16 protein-coding genes are annotated in these 17,471 nt (G+C 67.7%); 10 read left to right on the top strand and 6 right to left on the bottom strand.

From position 1 onward, the window contains the following. Nucleotide 1: 1 nt before the first annotated feature. Nucleotides 2–355, bottom strand: coding sequence for a YrdB family protein (locus ACGFI7_RS12320; protein ID WP_393402747.1), 354 nt, complete (start codon nt 353–355; stop codon nt 2–4). A gap of 114 nt (nt 356–469) precedes the next feature. Here ACGFI7_RS12320 and ACGFI7_RS12315 point away from each other — a divergent pair, with 114 nt between their 5' ends. Continuing rightward, entirely contained in the window at nt 470–1,165 is a 696-nt protein-coding gene (locus ACGFI7_RS12315; protein WP_393402745.1) for a TetR/AcrR family transcriptional regulator, read from the top strand. On the opposite strand, the gene ACGFI7_RS12310 is transcribed toward ACGFI7_RS12315, so the two are convergent. From ACGFI7_RS12310 to ACGFI7_RS12295, 4 genes are all read right to left on the bottom strand, one after another. Continuing rightward, nucleotides 1,162–1,749, bottom strand: a complete 588-nt coding sequence (locus tag ACGFI7_RS12310) for a TetR/AcrR family transcriptional regulator (protein WP_393402743.1) — start codon at nt 1,747–1,749, stop codon at nt 1,162–1,164. The genes ACGFI7_RS12315 and ACGFI7_RS12310 overlap by 4 nt on opposite strands. 10 nt (nt 1,750–1,759) lie before the next feature. After that, nucleotides 1,760–4,126: a PEP/pyruvate-binding domain-containing protein gene (locus ACGFI7_RS12305; protein ID WP_393402741.1), complete on the bottom strand. Its 2,367-nt coding sequence runs from the start codon at nt 4,124–4,126 to the stop codon at nt 1,760–1,762. After that, the gene (locus ACGFI7_RS12300) at nt 4,123–5,502 is read right to left on the bottom strand and encodes an MFS transporter (protein WP_393402738.1); all 1,380 of its coding nucleotides are present in this window, start codon (nt 5,500–5,502) and stop codon (nt 4,123–4,125) included. Before ACGFI7_RS12300 ends, ACGFI7_RS12305 begins: the two co-directional genes overlap by 4 nt. A 211-nt stretch (nt 5,503–5,713) precedes the next feature. Beyond that, entirely contained in the window at nt 5,714–6,136 is a 423-nt protein-coding gene (locus tag ACGFI7_RS12295; protein ID WP_393402735.1) for a MarR family winged helix-turn-helix transcriptional regulator, read from the bottom strand. Nucleotides 6,137–6,201: 65 nt separating this feature from the next. Here ACGFI7_RS12295 and ACGFI7_RS12290 point away from each other — a divergent pair, with 65 nt between their 5' ends. The 9 genes from ACGFI7_RS12290 to ACGFI7_RS12250 all read left to right on the top strand — a co-directional run bounded on the left by ACGFI7_RS12290 (nt 6,202) and on the right by ACGFI7_RS12250 (nt 15,587). Further along, complete coding sequence (locus tag ACGFI7_RS12290) at nt 6,202–7,005, top strand: MBL fold metallo-hydrolase (RefSeq protein WP_393402732.1); 804 nt, start codon at nt 6,202–6,204, stop codon at nt 7,003–7,005. Beyond that, nucleotides 7,002–8,186, top strand: a complete 1,185-nt coding sequence (locus tag ACGFI7_RS12285; protein WP_393402729.1) for an MFS transporter — start codon at nt 7,002–7,004, stop codon at nt 8,184–8,186. Before ACGFI7_RS12290 ends, ACGFI7_RS12285 begins: the two co-directional genes overlap by 4 nt. Before the next feature lie 264 nt (nt 8,187–8,450). Then, the gene (locus tag ACGFI7_RS12280) at nt 8,451–8,693 is read left to right on the top strand and encodes a hypothetical protein (protein WP_393402727.1); all 243 of its coding nucleotides are present in this window, start codon (nt 8,451–8,453) and stop codon (nt 8,691–8,693) included. Then, nucleotides 8,690–10,888, top strand: coding sequence for a hypothetical protein (locus ACGFI7_RS12275; RefSeq protein WP_393402725.1), 2,199 nt, complete (start codon nt 8,690–8,692; stop codon nt 10,886–10,888). The genes ACGFI7_RS12280 and ACGFI7_RS12275 overlap by 4 nt, the downstream gene beginning before the upstream one ends. A gap of 374 nt (nt 10,889–11,262) precedes the next feature. Beyond that, the gene (locus tag ACGFI7_RS12270) at nt 11,263–11,472 is read left to right on the top strand and encodes a hypothetical protein (protein ID WP_393402723.1); all 210 of its coding nucleotides are present in this window, start codon (nt 11,263–11,265) and stop codon (nt 11,470–11,472) included. Nucleotides 11,473–11,880: 408 nt separating this feature from the next. After that, nucleotides 11,881–12,123, top strand: coding sequence for a hypothetical protein (locus tag ACGFI7_RS12265; RefSeq protein ID WP_393402721.1), 243 nt, complete (start codon nt 11,881–11,883; stop codon nt 12,121–12,123). Further along, nucleotides 12,120–14,315, top strand: a complete 2,196-nt coding sequence (locus ACGFI7_RS12260; protein WP_393402718.1) for a hypothetical protein — start codon at nt 12,120–12,122, stop codon at nt 14,313–14,315. Before ACGFI7_RS12265 ends, ACGFI7_RS12260 begins: the two co-directional genes overlap by 4 nt. Beyond that, nucleotides 14,312–14,902, top strand: a complete 591-nt coding sequence (locus tag ACGFI7_RS12255) for a hypothetical protein (RefSeq protein ID WP_393402715.1) — start codon at nt 14,312–14,314, stop codon at nt 14,900–14,902. The genes ACGFI7_RS12260 and ACGFI7_RS12255 overlap by 4 nt, the downstream gene beginning before the upstream one ends. A gap of 379 nt (nt 14,903–15,281) precedes the next feature. Further along, nucleotides 15,282–15,587 (top strand): hypothetical protein, encoded by a 306-nt coding sequence (locus tag ACGFI7_RS12250; RefSeq protein ID WP_393402713.1) that lies wholly within the window; start codon nt 15,282–15,284, stop codon nt 15,585–15,587. 136 nt (nt 15,588–15,723) lie between these two features. On the opposite strand, the gene leuA is transcribed toward ACGFI7_RS12250, so the two are convergent. Beyond that, nucleotides 15,724–17,430, bottom strand: a complete 1,707-nt coding sequence (leuA, locus tag ACGFI7_RS12245; protein WP_393402710.1) for a 2-isopropylmalate synthase — start codon at nt 17,428–17,430, stop codon at nt 15,724–15,726. Nucleotides 17,431–17,471 lie beyond the last annotated feature (41 nt).

Here is a 17,471-nt window from a genome sequence, read left to right as displayed (position 1 = left end):
ATCAGACCTGCTTCCAGAGGATGCGGAGGACCGCGTTGACGACGAAGAGGACGGCCATCGCCATGGCGGGCCGGACGGCGCCGGCCGCGTAGAGCGCCAGCGCGCCGCCGCCGAACCAGAGGATCTCCAGCACGGCGCGGGCCAGGCCGGTGAGCGGGATGATGGCGTTCTCGCCGCCTCCCGCTCCGAACAGGGCCCAGGCGGCGATGAACAGCGCGGGCGCGCCGAGCCCGGCGAGCAGCTTCACGCCCCAGTGCGCGTTCAGCGTGAACCCCCAGTAGCCGGCGGACGCGAGCACGCCGAGCTCCAGGAAGAACATCAGTGCCATGTTGGCGTGCTTGGCGACGTTGAGCACCGGGACCTCCGAGGCGATTGCCGTTCTCTTATGAGAGCAATGCTCTCTCAAGAGAGCACGCGTCGTCAAGAGCACTGCTCTCGTTTCTGGCGCACGCTCTGGTAACGTGCGAGCATGACAGCGAGCCGTACCGCGCGAGAGCGCGTCAGAGCCGAGCTGACCAGGGAGATCGCCGACATCGCCCGGCGCCAGCTGGCGACCGAGGGGGCCGGCGGCCTGTCGCTGCGGGCGGTCGCCCGCGAGATGGGCATGGTGTCCTCGGCGATCTACCGCTACTTCCCGAGCCGGGACGACCTGCTCACCACACTGATCATCGACGGCTACAACGCGCTCGGCGAGGCCGTGGAGCGCGCCGACGCCGCCTGCCCGCGCGACGACTTCCTGGGCCGCTGGCTGGCGGCCTGCCATGCCGCGCGCGACTGGGCGCTGGCCCACCCGCACGAGTACGCCCTGCTCTACGGTTCGCCGGTGCCCGGCTACCAGGCGCCGCAGGACACGATCGCCGCCCGGGTGCGCGACGTGACCGTGCTCGGCGCGACCCTGCGCGAGGCGTACGAGGCAGGCGTCCTCGACCCGCCCCCGCTCCACCCGCTCCCCGCTGACACGCTCGAGGCGGACGCGGCCAACGTGCGCATGATCATGGCCGGGGTGCCGGACGAGCTGATCTTCCGCGCGCTCACGTCCTGGACCGCCATGTACGGATGGCTCAGCTTCGAGCTGTTCGGCCAGCTGAACAACACCATCGAGGCCCGGCACGCGGCCTTCGACCACTCCATGCGCACCATGGCCGCGGTGATGGGGCTGCGCTAACGGGTCAGCAGCGGCACCATGACCTCGTCCACGATGTCGACGAGCAGCGCGTCGGGTATGGGCGGGCCCTGGAAGAGGAAGTGCTGCCTGAGCAGGGCCTGGCCGGTGTCGAGGCGGATCGGCAGGGCCGCCTCCGGGGGAATCTCGCCGCGCTCGACCGCGCGCCGGGCGATCTCGGCCATCATCTTCCGGCCGGCCCCCTGGGAGTTCTCCTTGAAGGCGCGCGCGGCGGCCTCGTCGCGCAGCGCCTCGGCGAGCAGGCCGCGGAGCGCCTCCCCCATCGGACCGGCCAGGATGTCGGCCGTGCCGCGCAGCAGGGTCAGCAGGTCACCGCGCAGGCTGCCGGTGTCGGGGACGTCCGCCAGGTCGGGCAGCGCGTGGTAGACCGCGTCCATGACCAGGGCGACGCGGGTGGGCCAGCGGCGGTAGAGCGACGCCTTGCTCGCCCGGGCCCGCTCGGCGACGCGCTCCATGGTCAGCTTGGCGTAGCCGCTCTCGGCCAGCTCGTCGAGCGTCGCGCGGTGGATGGCGGAGGCGAGCTCCTCACCGCGGCGGCGCGGCTGCTTGCGGTGGTCGGTGACCATTTCCGGCATCCTATCCAGCCGCCGTGACCACGCCGGTGCCGCCGTCGACCGTCACCCGCTGCCCGTCGGCCAGCACGGCGGTGCCGTCTCCGGTGCCCATGACGGCGGGGATGCCGTACTCCCTGGCCACGATCGCCGCGTGAGAGGCGCTGCCGCCGGTGTCGACGACCACCGCGGCGGCCCGCTGGAACAACGGCGTCCACGACGGGTTCGTGTAGGGGCAGACCAGCACGTCGCCGCCGGCCAGCTTGCCGAACTCCGACGCGTCACGCACCACCGTGACCGGTCCGGTGACGGTGCCGGCGCTCGCCGGGGTGCCGGTGATCAGTGCGCCGGCGGTCTCACGGGCGGGGAAGACGGCCCGCGGGTCGATGAGCCGCACCCCGGCGAGCTCCGCGCGCCGGGCGGCCCGCGCGGTCACCGTCGCACGCAGCCGCCGGGCCCGCTCGTCGCCGAGCGCGGCCACGTCCCCGATCTCCTCCAGCTCCTCCAGCCTCAGGTGGAAGACGTCCTCGGCGACGTCGAGCACGCCGGCGTCGCGCAGCCTGCGGCCGATCTCGACGAGGGACCGGCGCAGCACGGGCAGCGGCAGCGTGAAATAGAAGTGGCTGTCCTCCCGGAAGGCGATGCCGGCGCGGGCCGCGCGCACCCGGCGCAGCATCTTGTCCCGCCCGCGTGCGCCGCGCAGACGCGGGTGGGCCAGCAGCCGGTCCAGCGCGTCGTCGCCGGACTCGGGCCGGCGCGGCTCCGCGGCCAGCACCCTGATCAGGTCGAGCACGGTCTCGGGCGCGTCGGCCCAGCTCGGCGGCGTGACCAGGATCGGGCTGGCGCCCTCCCGGTGACCGTACTCGGCCAGGAACTCCGTGAGCTTGGCCTGGAACGCCGCGGGCAGCGGGTCCTCGGCGAGCGCGCCGGTGCTCCTGGCCTCCTCGGCGAGCTCCTCCAGGGCCCGGTTGGCGTCGCCGGTGCGGGTGCGGGCCCCGGCGACCAGCTCACCGAACAGGTCCGTACGGCCGAGCAGCTTGAGCGACGCGAACAGCCGCAGCAGCGCCAGCCCGCTGCGTGGCAGGTAGTCGATGCGCAGCCCGGCCACGGGCCGCACGGCGGCCAGCGCCCTGCGCGGCATCCGGATCAGCTCCGGCCACGGCAGCGCGGCCGGGTCGAGCGCCCTCAGCTCGCGCACTCCGTCGAGATAGCGGGAGAAGCGCGGGTCGTCGGTCCACCGCGCGGGATCGTACCGGCGGGCCTTGGCGGCGATCAGGAACGGCACGGCGAGCACCCTCGGCGAGGGGCGCGGGTGGGGCGGGACCAGCCGGTAGACGACCCCGTCCTGCTCCTCGGCGAATCCCTCGAACGCGCTGTGCAGGCCGTAGTAGCCCGTCACCTGCCCCATCAGCCCGGCCGGCCCGTGCGGCAGCCAGGTGGACATGTCGATCGGGTAGGGACGGACCGGGACGTACTCCGTGAGGACGGTGGCGAGCTTGCGGCGCAGCGGGCCGAGCTTGCCGAGCGGGGGCGGCGGCAGCGCGGTCATCGGCCGGGCCTGCACCAGACTGACCTCGCCGCCCGCATACGTCCACTCGATGTCCTGGGGGCGGCCGAAGTGCCGGGCGGCCTCCGTGCCGAGCCGGGCCAGCTCGCGCAGCACGTCCGCGGGCAGCCGCTCGGCGGGCGCGTCCGCGCCGCTCTCGCGGCTCACCCCGCCGCCCGCCAGGGCCCGGATCACCACCTCACGGCGGCCGGGCGTGAACGCGGCGACCTCTCCCCGCGGCGTGAGCACGTAGTGGTCAGGGGTGACGAGGCCGGAGACGACCGCCTCGCCGAGCCCGGTCCCCGCGTCGACGACCAGCCGCCCGCGGTCGCCGGTGACGGGATCGGCGGTGAACATCACGCCCGCCGCCTCGGCCGCCACCATGCGCTGCACCACGACCGCGATGCGCACCTCGGCCGGGTCGATGCCGAGCCGGTCACGGTAGGCGACCGCGCGCTCGGACCAGAGCGAGCCCCAGCAGCGGCGGACCGCGTCGAGCAGCCCGTCCTCGCCGACGACGTTCAGATAGGTGTCCTGCTGCCCGGCGAACGCGGCCCCGGGCAGGTCCTCGGCGGTGGCACTGGACCGCACCGCCACCGGCCCGCCGCCCAGCTCCCGGTACGCGGTCAGGATCTCCCGGCGCAGGGCGTCCGGGATCTCCAGGTCCTCGAAGTACGCGCGCGTGACGTTCCCGGCGGCCACCAGGGCGTAGGCGGCGGTCGTGACCACGAACCCGCCGGGCACCGGGAACCCGCCCGCGATCAACTCCCCGAGGTTGGCCCCCTTCCCACCCGCGAGTGCGAGGTCGCCGCGGCTGAACGAGCGCAAGGGTGCGACGAGTGTCATGACGCCTCCTGGGCGTGAGCGGTGGTGCGAAGAGGGCGCGCGGGCAGCGCCAGCGCGAGCAGGAAAGCCACCCCGAGCAGCGGCGACATGGCCGCGAACACGGGCGGGACAGCCTCGGCGAAGGCGGCGCGGGCACCGGCGTCCAGCTGCGCCCCGGCGTCGGGCATGCCGCCGGCGAAGCGCCAGGTGATGAGCGCGCCGACGAGGGCGACCCCGGCGGAGGCGCCGATCTGGCGCAGGAACGTCACCGACGAGGTCGCGGCGCCCAGATCGGCGTACTCCACCGCGTTCTGCGCGGCCATCACCATCACCTGCATGACGAGGCCGACGCCGAGCCCGATCAGCAGCAGCACCCCGGCCAGCCCGGCCGCGTTCCCGGTGGCGAGCGGCAGCACGGCCAGCCCGGTCGCGGCGAGCGCGGTGCCCGCCACGGGGTAGCCCTTGTACCGGCCAGTCTTGGTGATGAGCCGGCCGGAGACCACGGTGGTGGTCAGCACGCCCGCCATGAGCGCGGTGACCAGCAACCCGGCCCCGGTCGCCGAGGCGCCGTGGGCGATCCGCAGATAGGCGGGGATGTACGAGACGGTGCCGAACAGCGCGAACCCGATGAGCAGGCTGATCGTCACCGGGATGGCGAACGCCCGGTCCTTGAACAGCCGGAGCGGCAGGATCGGGTCGCTCGCGCGGCGCGCGGTGACCAGCCAGGCCGCCACGGCGACCGCGGTCAGGGCGAGGAAGGCGAGGTTCCTCGTCTGGCCGAGCAGGACCACGCCGATCACGGCCAGGCCGAGCGTCACCGCCCCGGCCACGTCGACGGGGGCGCGCCCCTGCGGCCTGGGCAGCTTGAGCGTGGCGGTGAGCACGACGAAGGCGAGCAGCCCGAGCGGCGGGTAGAGCGCGAAGATCCACCGCCAGCCCACGGTGTCGATGAGGAACCCGCCGATCAGGGGCCCGCCGACGGCGGCCACCACGTAGGCGGCCCCGATCAGCCCGAGATAGCGGCCGCGCTCGCGGGGGCTGACGACCTCGCCGATGATCGCCTGGGCGCCGATCATCAGCCCGCCCCCGCCCACCCCCTGCACCGCCCGGAACGCGATGAACTGCGGCATCGTCGCCGCCATGGCGCAGAGCACGGCCCCGGCCACGAAGATCCCGATGGCGACCTGCATGAGTGGCTTGCGGCCGAACCGGTCGCCGAGCTTGCCGTACACCGGCATCACGACGGTCGCGGCCACCAGGTAGGCGGTGATCACGGCGGGCATCTGGTCGAGCGCGCCGAGATCGCCGGCTACGGAGGGGAGGGCGGGGGTCATGATCGTCTGATCGAGCGCGCCGAGCAGCATGCAGAGCATCAGCCCGGTCAGCACGACGACCATGCCGCCACCTCCTTAGAGAACGACTCGTTCTCTAAGGAGAATAAGCGTCCACCTTAAGAAACGCAACGTTCACTATGGAGCGGGGGCGTCAGGCTTGCACGGAAGCAGGGACGTCAGGCCTATGCGTAAGCAAGGACGTCAGGCTTATGCGAAAGCAGGGGTCAGGCTTATGCGAAAGCAGGGGCGTCAGGCTTATGCGGAAGCAGGGGCGTCAGGTGCCGCGGGCGCGCAGCAACAGGTCACGCAGCGTTTCCTGTTCCTGCCGCGACAGGGCGCCCAACGGGGACTCGGCGCTGAGCAGCCCCAGGAGCCGCTCACGCAGGGACCGCCCTTCGGGGGTGAGGACGAGCTGCTTGGCCCGCCGGTCCTGAGGATGGGCACGGCGCTCGATCAGCCCGCGCCCCTCCAGCTTGTCGGCGATGAACGTCGCGTTGGACGGCTCACAGCTCATCCGGTCGGAGAGCTCCCGCAGGGTCATCGGGCCGGTGAGCTCGCGCAGGGCGGTGGCCTGCGGCGCGGTCAGCCCCAGCTTCGCGGCCCGCTCGCGCACGTGGTCCTCGATCAGCCGAGCAGTGCCGCTGACCAGGCCGCACAGGTTGCGTTCCGCTTCGGCGAGCTGCTCCGCCTCGTTCATGAACCGACTCTACCTCAAGCTTGAATACTTGCAGTTAGAATAATTTCAGTTATAACGTTCGGCCTGTGACACATGCGACGACGCGTCCGGCGGGCATCCGGACCATCGAACTCGGCGACCTCAAGGTCAGCTACGTTCCCGACGGCGTGGTGCTGTTGCCGGGGCTCTCCTGGCTGCCGGCGACGACCGAGGCGTTCTGGGCCGACCGTCCCGGCCATCTCGACGAGGGCGGCAACCTGGTGGCGAGCATCGGCGGACTGCTGGTCGAACACGGCGAGCGGGCCCTGCTCATCGACGCCGGCGTGGGCCCTGTCTCCTACCCCGCCGAGCCCGGCAACGCGCACGGCGCCATCCGCGGCGGCGACCTGCTCGACAACCTGGCCAAGCTCGGCCGCGGCCCTGAAGAGATCGAGGCGGTGGCCCTGACCCACCTCCATCTCGATCACACCGGGTGGCTGCTGCACGACCCGAGGCCCTTCCGCGGCGCCGAGGTCCTGCTGACCGCGCCGGAATGGGCAGCCGGAGCCGACCCCGAACTGGCGGCCCAGGTCCGGATGATCGCCGATGGGCAGGAGATCTTCCCCGGCGTCCGTGTCGACATGGCGCCCGGACACACCCCCGGCCACACCACCTACGTGCTCAGCTCCAGCGGGCGGCGGTTGATCGCCTTCGGTGACGCGCTGCATTCACCGGTCCAGATAGCCCATCCCGAGCTCGCGGCCGCCCCCGATCACGACCCGGCCGAGGCCGCCGCCTCCCGTCGCCGCCTGATCGGCGAGCTCTCGGCGCCGGACGTGCTCGGCTTCGGCATCCACTTCGCCGACGTCCAGTTCGGCCGCGTGGACCAGGGCAACTGGTCACCGGTATGAGCGCCGCACCGCACTGGCCGGGCGTCGTCGCCGCCTCGCTCACCGCGACCGCGACCGTGATGCCCGGGTTCACCGTCGGCGCGCTGGCGCCCTCCATCGAGGCCGACCTGCACATCCCGACGACCACCGTGGGCCTGGCGATGAGCGCCTTCTACGCCGCCACCGCACTGGGATCCCCACTCGCCAAGCGGGTGGCGGCCCGGCTGCCGATCCCGGCGACGCTCGCCGCCGCGTCCGTGCTCGCCTCGGCCACCATGCTGCTCACGGCGCAAGTCACCTCGGCTGTCGCTCTCTTCATGATTTTGCTGTCCGGCGGGCTCGGCAACGGCCTCGTCCAGCCCGCCGCGAGCCGCTTCATCGCCGAACGCAGCCCGTCCCGCCGCCGCTCGCTGGCGGCCGGGATGGTGGGCGCCGCCCTCGGCGCCGCGACCCTCGTACCCGGACTGCTGGTCGCCTTCGTCGTCGAGCCGTACGGCTGGCGCGCCGCCCTGGTGATCGGCGCGCTGCTGGCACTCATCCCCGCCGCGCTGGCGCCGCTCACCCGCGGAGGCGCGCCCGCGCGGGCCGCCCACCCCGTCAAGGCCGCGCGTTCCCGCGCGCTGGTGCTCTGGGCCGTCGCCGCCGCATTGTCGGCCACCGGCAACAACGCTGTCGCCTCCTACTTCGTCCACCTCGGCACCCACTCGGGACTGGCCGCCGACGTCACAGGCACCCTGCTGGCCATGAGCGCGGTCCTCGCCATCGCCGTACGCCTGATCGCCGGCGCCCTCACCGACCGGGCGCCACGGCACAACCCGGCGGTGATCACCGCCATGATGCTGTCGGGCGGCATCGGCCTGGCGCTGATCGCGATCGGAAACCCGGCGACATTCCTGATCGGCGCCATCCTGGCCTTCTCCGCCGGATGGGGATGGACCGGGCTGCTGCTGGCGACCACCATCCGGCTGCTGCCCGGACGGGCCGAGAACGCCGGCCACCTCGTGCAGGTAGGCCTCTACACCGGCGCCGCGGTCGCTCCCTTCGGCTTCAGCGCACTCTCGGCGGCACTCGGCATCACCGGCGCCGCCCTGACAGCCGCTGCCGCCGCCTTCCTCGCCGCCGCCCTCACCGCCACGGGCGCAGCCCTCCTCGCCCGTCCACTCGAATCCGCACCCGCCACCCGGCCGGTCCAAGGGACGTGAGCCACACTTCATCGTTCCAGCACGCACCCGCCCGGCTGGCCGCACAATCCCTTAATCACACGACATTAACATTCTGTATTTTCACTGGCGACCAGCACATCATTCACTAACTCGTACAATTGCAAACAGACCTCTGGTGCGCTCATACTTTCACCGCCCTTTCGCTTGTTCCATTGACGTGTTGTTGATTACGGTGCGAACGACATGGGGGACGCCGCCTCCTGACGTTGTCTCAGGTGGAGCGAGCCGTACGAGAGGATCATCGTGGCTGACCTCGATCCCGCGGTGATGCGGGCCGCGGCGGAACGGATCCGGCGACTGTCCGACGAGCACTGGTGGGCGCTCACGCCTTCCTGCCGGCTGATGGAGACCGACGCGTGGATTGGACCGGCGGGCCGCCGGTTCGAAGCCCAACTCCACGCCGACCAGCGCGAACTGCAGTCACTCCTCAGACAGGCCGTGCACAGCGCCACCCAGAAGCTCGCCTCACTCCCGGTCAAGGCATGAGCGGCTTCACCGGCGTAAGGCAGGCGGAGTTCGACACGATGGCCAGCAGGCACGCCGAGACAGCGGGACGGCTGGAAGAGCTGTCTCGGACCCTGCACCGGGAACTCCAGGAGGCCGGGCTCGACCCTGCCCCAGCCACCCGCCTGCGAGACCTGGCTCAGCGCGTGACCAGACAGGCCGAAGACCTACGACGACGCCAGAAACTGGTCCACGAACTGCAGCGACAGAAGGTCACCTTCGGCCGGAGCACCCCCGCCGGCAGCTACGTGGAAATACCCGACCGCCTGGAAGACGCCCAGAACCTGCTGGACGGCACACTCGCCGCCCGCGCCGCCTCGAAAGCCGCCGACGGAGACCAGAAGGCACTGGCCGAACTGGAGAATCACACGTCACGTACCGAGGACCCGGAATTCGTGAAGGCCTTTCTCAGCACGATCGGAGCCCGAGGCGTGACGAAAATGTCCGGCTCACTCGCAGCCATGGTGCGTGACACCGTGACTTGCGGCGACTCCGACCGCCAGAAACGACTCTCCATATCAGGCAGAAACGTCCTCCGCATGCTCGCCCGCACCCTGGCCAAGGGAACCAACCCGAAAAGTCCCGCCTACCAGGGCGACGACTTCCTCAAGGACCTGGTCAAGGAGGGCCGCACCCAACACGGCACCGACGCGGGACAGTACCTCGGTTACCAGGCACAGGCCCTCATCTGGCGCGCCCACGACGGCAACCCGCCGTACTCGAAACAATTCATGGAGGTCGTCGGCCGCGACGTCATCCTGTACGAGTACGAGCAGCGCAAGGACGAATGGGCGGCCAGCAAGGACTGGCTCGGCCAGGCGTTCGGCAGCGCCCAGGTCCCCATCGTCGACCTCGCCGGCGCGCTCGGCCTCGGCACCCTGTTGAGACCGGAAGCCCCGGCAAACGGCCTGGCCACGAAGAACTCGTCGATGGTGGACGATCTGTTCCACGCCGCGAAGTTCAGCCGGGAGGCTTCCCACGCCCTGCTCGACCACACTCCGGCCGGGTGGAACACAACTGTGCTGGAATATCTGCTGACTACGCGGTGGGGCGCGTCCCAGTACTTGGACGACTACGAGCCGATCAACGGCATGCTGATCACCGCGACCACAGGCCAGGACGCGACCTCTCGGGAGCTGGCGGCCGAGATGACGAAGGTTCTCTCCGACGAGATACGCGGGGCCTTTCAGCAGGGCGGGGAGAATCTGGAGATAAGAGATCGTGAGATTTATGATCGATACGCCCCGTTGAGTTACCCACTGGCCCGTGCAATCTCAGCCAACATCGATCAACTGTCCAAGCTCTACCTCAGCCGTGCCACCTTCGACGATGTCATGCCACAGGACTTGTCGTACGCGCTGGTGCTGGCCGCCTCCGATAACAGGGGATTCGAAGCGCTGGTGCGAGCGCAGGTTGAGCACATGCGTATAGCGCTTGACGGCGCTCCTCCTGTTGGCCTTACTGCCTCGAATGCCGAACAATTCGGTTTCACGGAAGCCGACGTGGCCAGGTTCGACCTCAACGGGAACGGACGGGTCGACAAGAGCGACACCCTGCAGTACCTGAATGATCGCACAGTGGAGCAGGCAGTTCCGTTCAACTATCTCGTGGAGAGTCGGCGCCAGATATTGATCGCCAAAGGCCTGGACGACCAGAAGGCGGATGAGGAACTGAAAAACATGGTTGCCGATGCGATCGGCTTGTTCCCGGTTCCAGGTGCCAAGAAGCTGGGTGAACTTGCGACAGGCGTTTTTGGCGAGATGCTAGGAAACAGCTACCAAAACCTGGCCGGAGCGGGATATGACCAGATAGCCGAACACATCGCCCAGCACATGTCCCGGCGAGGTTCAGCGCTCGATGGAACCCACCATACACTGATCAACAATCGGCTAGCAGTGGAGAGGCTGGCTGAACAACTCCTTGCCACGGCGATGCTCAGCAAGGGCACGCTTGACGAACTTCCCAGAGAGGGCGAGATGTTCGTCACCGGAGTTCCGTCGACCCTGCAGTCCTTCACGGACATGAGTTCACAAGAATACAGCGAGTTTTTGTCCTGGACTCGCGAAAAGGGTGGCAGCAGTGCGCTGCTAGACCGTTTCAGCGGCACCTTCCGAGAAACTAGTGTGGTGCACGATTACCTCGGCCTCGATGACGGGGCCGACGGAGCTGCCAAGTGACGTGTACTGCGCGTTTCGTCGCCCAGCTCTTGGTGTTGACCACCGTTGCCTGCTCCCCAACGAAACAGGCCGTCTCAACACCTGCACCGCTTCATGCCGTCACAGATTCAGAGCCCTACGTATGCGAATTGGTCCCGAAGCAAGCATTTTTGATGGTCAGTGCGAGCGATGGTCGTCTCACGGAAAGTTCGACCGGAACCAAGGAAAGCGGCACATGCTGGGCTCCTGACGTAGCCCCTAGGCCCCTACAGGTGAACTGGCTCCAAATGGGTGGCGGGGTCACTGAGGAACATCTGAACATCTTGTGGGAGGGGAGACGTGATATCTATACTCGGCACGGAGGGGTCGATCTCCCTGCCGAGTTGGGAGAAGGCATGGCCGCCTACCTCACTAATGGACTACTGGCCGAGCAGCCCTACCGTGTCAGCGCCAAGTTCACTTGTGGTGGCAAAAAACGACTGATCGACATCTATCTGACCCAAGTCGCCAAAGGCCGAGATGCGATGAAGGACTTGACCGACTTCATGCGCATCGCTCAAAAGCGCTACAGCCAGATCCACGATTGCCCCCTCAACACCCGATAAACGCGTCACCTGCACCCTGATGGTGACCCGTACTCGGTCGAGAACGACTGTGGCGGAGGCCTTGTGGGCGGCGACCAGAGCACCCCAGACCGTAGGACCTGCGCCGCAGTATGGATGACGGCGGAGATGGTGGCCTTGAAGGAGTCAGAGAGCGCGCCGGTTCCAATGTGAGGGGCAAAGACGCCGTGGGCTCCAGACCGGTTGGTACCGCCGAGACGCGCCTCCACCATGACCTGACACCCATCGCATTACCCCGGCAAGACCGTACATTCCCCACAAGATCTCGAACGCTCCCATACTTTCACCGTCGTTCCGCTTGTTTCGTCGACGCGGTGATGATTACGTCTGAACGACGTGGGAGACGCCGCCTCCTGGTTCTGGTGGAGTGAGCCGTACGAGGGGATCATCGTGGCTGACCTCGATCGCGACGCGATGCGGGCCGCGGCGGAGCGGATCCAGCGGTTGTCCGACGAGCATTGGTGGGCGCTCACGCCTTCCTGCCGGCTGATGGAGAGCGACGCGTGGGTGGGGCCGGCGGGCGCCCGGTTCGACACCCAGATCCATGCCGATCAGCGGGAGTTGCAGGCGATGCTCAGGCAGGCCGTGCACAGCGCCAACCAGAAGCTCGCCTCGCTCCCGGTCAAGCCATGAGCGGCTTCAGCGGGGTCAAGCAGGTCGAGTTCGACACGATGACCAGCAAGCACACCCAGGCCGCAGGCCAGCTGGCCGAACTGGCCCAGAAGCTGCACCGCGAGCTGCAGGGTGCGGGGCTCGACACCGCTCCGGCCGCCCGCCTGCGTGAACTGGCTCAGCGCGTGACCAAGCAGGCCGAGGATCTACGACGGCGCCAGAAACTGGTCCACGAGCTGCAGCGCCAGAAGGTGACCTTCGGCCGGAGCACCCCCGCCGGTAGCTTCCTGGAAATGCCCGACCGCCTGGATGACGCCCAGGACCTGCTGGACGGCACGCTCGCCGGCCGCGCCGCCGCGAAGGCCACCGACGGGGACGAGAAGGCCTTGGCCGAACTGGAGAAGTACGCCTCACGTGCCGGGGACTCGGAGTTCGTGAAGGCATTCCTCGGCACGATCGGAGCCCGAGGCGTGACGAGAATGTCCGGCTCACTCGCGACGATGTTGCGTGACGCCGTGACCCGTGGCGACTCGGCCCGCCAGAAACGGCTCTCCGCATCGGGCCAGAACGTCCTCCGCATGCTGAGCACTTCGCTGGCCAAGGGGACCAACCCCAAGGATCCCGCGTACCAGGGCGACGACTTCCTCAAAGACCTGGTGAAGGAAGGCCGCGCTCAGCACGGCACCGGCGCAGGACGGCACCTGGGCTACCAGGCGCAAGCCCTCATCTGGCGCGCCCACGACGGCAAGCCGCCGTACTCGAAAGACTTCATGGAGGTTGTGGGCCGCGACGCGATCGTCCACGAGTACGAGCAGCGCAAGAACGCGTGGGCGGCCAGCAAGGACTACGGATGGTCCCAACTGCCGATCCTCGACCTCGCCGGCTCACTCGGACTCGGCACGCTGCTGAGACCTGGTGCGCCCGCCGGAGAACTGAACGCCAAGGACCGGTCGTCGATGGTGGAGGATCTGTTCCACGCGGCGAAGTCCAGCCGGGAGGCGTCTCATGCCCTCCTGAATCACACTCCGGCCGGGTGGAAGCAGTCCGTCCTGGACTATCTGTTGACGACTCGGTGGGGCGCTTCTCAGTACCTCGCTGATTACAGTCCGATCAACGACATGCTGATCACCGCGACCACGGGCCAAGACACGACCAGCAAGGCGCTGGCCGGAAGCCTGATGAAAATCGTCTCGGACGGGGTCAGCACGGCATTCGGACAAGACGCTTCCGGAAATCTGGAGATCAGAGACAGGACAGCATTCGACAGGCACCTTCCCTTGAGCGATCCAGTGGCGCGTGCGATCGCCGCCCATGTGGATGAGATCTCGAACTTGCTGCTCCATCAGGGGACCTTTGGCGGGGTCGCAGCCAAGGACATGGCCTATGCGCTGGTGGTGGCCACGTCCACCGACAAGGGATTCGAGGCAGTCGTGAGAGCGCAGACGGAACACATGCGTGCAGCACTCGCCCGGGAGGTGCCGCCAGTGGGTCTCAACGCCTCCAATGCCGAAAAATTCGGATTCACAAAGGCTCAGCTAGAGCAGTTCGACATGGACCAAAATGGGCAAGTCGACCGAAAAGATGTCCTTCAATTCCTCACCGACCGCGCCCTCGCGGAGGCGCGCGCTTTCAGCTTCATCGTCGAAGTCCGGCAGCAGGCGTCGATCGCTCAAGGACTGGACAACAAGAAGGCAGACGAAGCACTGGAAACCATGGTGCGAGACGCGATAGGCCTGCTCCCTGTTCCAGGCGCCAAGCACGTCGGCAGCCTGGCAGCGGGGGCGTTCGCCGAAATAGCCGGCAAGGGGTACGAAAAACTTGCCGGGGTCGCATATGACGAGCTTTCCAGGCAGGTGGCCAAACATGCGTCCGAGCAGACACCCAGCCTCGACGAGGTACATCGGAATTTGGCAGAGAACAGGTTGGCGGTGGACCGACTGGCAGAGCAGTTGCTTTCTACGGCGTTGCTTAGTAAGGGTATGCTCGACGGACTGGACCTGGAGGGCGAGTCGTTCGTCGTCGGCAACCCGCCCAGGCTCAAGCCTTTTGCTGACATGAGTCCAGAAGAATACAGCAGCTTCCTCAAGTGGAGCCGTAAAGCCGGAGGCTCCGAAGATCTATATACCAGCTTTCGCAACACCTTTCGTACGACCAGCGACGTGCAGGACCTGCTCGGCCTCAAGATTCCATCTGATTCCGCAGGTGGCAAATGAGAATCCTTCTTTCCTCTACATCTCTGGCAACGCTCGCATTGCTTACAACAGCTTGCGCTCCCGATGTCGACGACGTCGCCCACCCATCCCTCCCCCCCTCGCCGGTGGTCGATTCCACTCCGTACCTCTGCAAGTTCGTCCCAGACCGTGCGTTCCGTCTCGTCAGCGACACCACCGGGATCCTCCCCGAAAAAACGGACGGCAACGATCGGAATGGCAACTGCCGGGCTCCCGACACTTCCGCACAAGCTCTGGAAGTGTGGTGGATGCAGGAGGGCGGCATGCCCAAGGGACATCTGGACTTCCTCATGAACGACCGCCGGAAGGTCTATTCCCGTTATGGCGGAGTCGTGCTCCCCGCAGACCTCGGCGAGGGGATGGCCGCGTACGTGGCCAATCCCCCGGTGAACGACCAGCCCTATAACGTCAGCGCGAAGTTCCGTTGTGGCACCATGGATCGCTTGATCGACATCTCGTTGCCCAAAATCTCCAAAGGCCGCGACGCCATGAAGGACCTGACCGATCTCATGCGCATCGCCCAGAAACGCTACGCTGAAGTGCACAACTGCACCCTCAAGACCGGATGAAACACTCCGACCGCGCTCCAAGCGTGAGCAGGACGCGGTCGAGAATCGGGCGTGGAGGGGAGCCTGGTGGGCGGGCGCCAGGGCATGCGGTCCGGAGGTCGCTCCGCTTCCCTGCTGCTCTGGCATCCCTTCTGCTCTTCAACGCAGCATGTACTTCGGATCAGGCGAGTGTCTCCTCACCGGTGCCGACTCCCCAGCTGATCAAAGACTCCGCGCCGTACATCTGCAACCCATCCCGGAGCGGGCATTTCGGCTCGCCAGCGGTGCGACCGGTTCTCTCACAGAACGAACGGACGGCAACGAGAGGAACGGTGAGTGTTGGGCTCCCGATATCAGTCCTCGGCCCTTGGAAGTCTGGTGGATGCAAGAGGGTCCCAGAATGCCTGGCGAGCATCTGAAATCTCTGATCGATGGCAAGCGTGAAGCCTACACACGGCATGGAGGAGTAGCCCTACCTGCTGACCTCGGTGACGGCATGGCAGCCCACCTGACCGAAGGCCTCTTGGCTGAGCAGCCTTACCAGGTAAGCGCCAAGTTCACCTGTGGAAGCAAAGAACGCATGATCCATATTCACCTGACCAAGGTGGCTCAAGGGCGAGATGGCATAAGAGACCTCACCGACCTCATGCGCATAGCCCAGAACCGCTACGCCGAAGTCCACAACTGCACTCTCAACCCCCGATGAACACCTCGACCGCACCCCCCATGGTGAGCAGGGTGCGGTCGAGAATCAGGTGTGGCGACAGGCCTTGTGGGCGTGGGGCCGGGGCATGCGGGCCCGCAGGTCGTGCGGGGCATGCGGTGGGGGGTGGAGGGGTGGGTCAGCGGGAGGTGCGGTTGACGGCGGAGATGATGGCCTTGAGGGAGGCGGTGGTGGTGTTGGCGTCGATGCCGACTCCCCACAGCACTTCGCCGTTGACCTCGCACTCCATGTAGGAGGCGGCCTTGGCGTCGGTGCCGGCGCTCAGGGCGTGCTCCACGTAGTCGAGAACGCGTACCTTGATGCCGACGGCGGCGATGGCGTCGATGAAGGCGGAGATGGGGCCGTTGCCGACGCCTTCGATCTCGCGGATCTCGCCGTCGACACGGACGTCGGCGTTGATGCGGACCTTCTCGTCGACGGTGGAGTCGTGGCGGTGGGCCATCAGGCCGAGGCGGCCCCAGCGGTTGCCGGGGGTGGGCAGGTATTCGTCCTGGAAGATGGCGAACATCTGGGCCGGGGTGATCTCGCCGCCTTCGGCGTCGGTGCGGGCCTGGACGACCTTGGAGAACTCGATCTGCAGGCGGCGTGGCAGGTCGAGCTGGTGGTCGGCCTTCATGATGTAGGCGACGCCGCCCTTGCCCGACTGGCTGTTGACCCGGATGACCGCCTCGTAGCTGCGGCCGATGTCCTTGGGGTCGATGGGCAGGTACGGGACGCCCCAGGTGTGGTCGTCGACGGGGACGCCGGCGATGGCGGCGTCGGCCTCCAGGTGTTCGAAGCCCTTCTTGATGGCGTCCTGGTGGGAGCCGGAGAAGGCGGTGTAGACCAGTTCGCCGCCCCACGGGTGGCGGGGGTGGACGGGCAGCTGGTTGCAGTATTCGACGACGCGGCGGATCTCGTCGATGTCGCTGAAGTCGATCTCCGGGTCGACGCCCTGGGAGAACAGGTTCATGCCCAGCGTGACCAGGCAGACGTTGCCGGTGCGCTCGCCGTTGCCGAACAGGCAGCCTTCGATGCGGTCGGCGCCGGCCATGTAGCCCAGCTCGGCGGCGGCCACGGCGCTGCCGCGGTCGTTGTGCGGGTGGAGCGACAGGATGATCGAGTCGCGGTGGCGCAGGTTGCGGTGCATCCACTCGATCTGGTCGGCGTACACGTTGGGGGTGGCCATCTCGACCGTGGCCGGCAGGTTGATGATCACCTTGCGGTCGGGGGTGGGCTGCCACACCTCGTTGACGGCGTCGCACACCTCGACGGCGTACTCCAGCTCGGTGCCGGTGAACGACTCCGGAGAGTACTGGTAGTGGATGTCGACGTCGCTCGCCTCGGCCAGCTTCCTGACCAGTTTGGCGCCTTCGACGGCGATGGCGGTGATGCCTTCCTTGTCCATCCCGAACACCACCCGGCGCTGCAGCGTGGAGGTGGAGTTGTAGAGGTGGACGATGGCCTGCTTGGCGCCCTCCAGCGACTCGAAGGTGCGCTCGATCAGCTCCGGCCTGGCCTGGGTCAGCACCTGGATCACCACGTCGTCGGGGATCCGGTTCTCTTCGATGATCTGGCGTACGAAGTCGAAGTCGGTCTGGGAGGCGGCCGGGAAGCCTACCTCGATCTCCTTGTAGCCCATGCGCACCAGCAGCTCGAACATCTGCAGCTTGCGGTGGGCGTCCATCGGGTCGATCAGCGCCTGGTTGCCGTCACGCAGGTCGACCGCGCACCAGCGCGGGGCCTTGGTGATGACCTGGTCGGGCCAGGTGCGGTCGGTCAGCCGGATCGGCTCGAAGGGTTGATAGCGCTGGAACGGCATGCGACTGGGCTGCTGAGCGGTCATGAAGTGCTCCTGATGTCGGTCGGAAGAAAACGGCCGACGCG

Origin of the sequence: Nonomuraea sp. NPDC048826 (assembly GCF_043198225.1) — a bacterium.
Lineage (GTDB): Bacteria > Actinomycetota > Actinomycetes > Streptosporangiales > Streptosporangiaceae > Nonomuraea.
The sequence above is the reverse complement of the archived record's forward strand: the minus strand, read 5'-3'. Positions and strand labels throughout refer to the sequence as shown.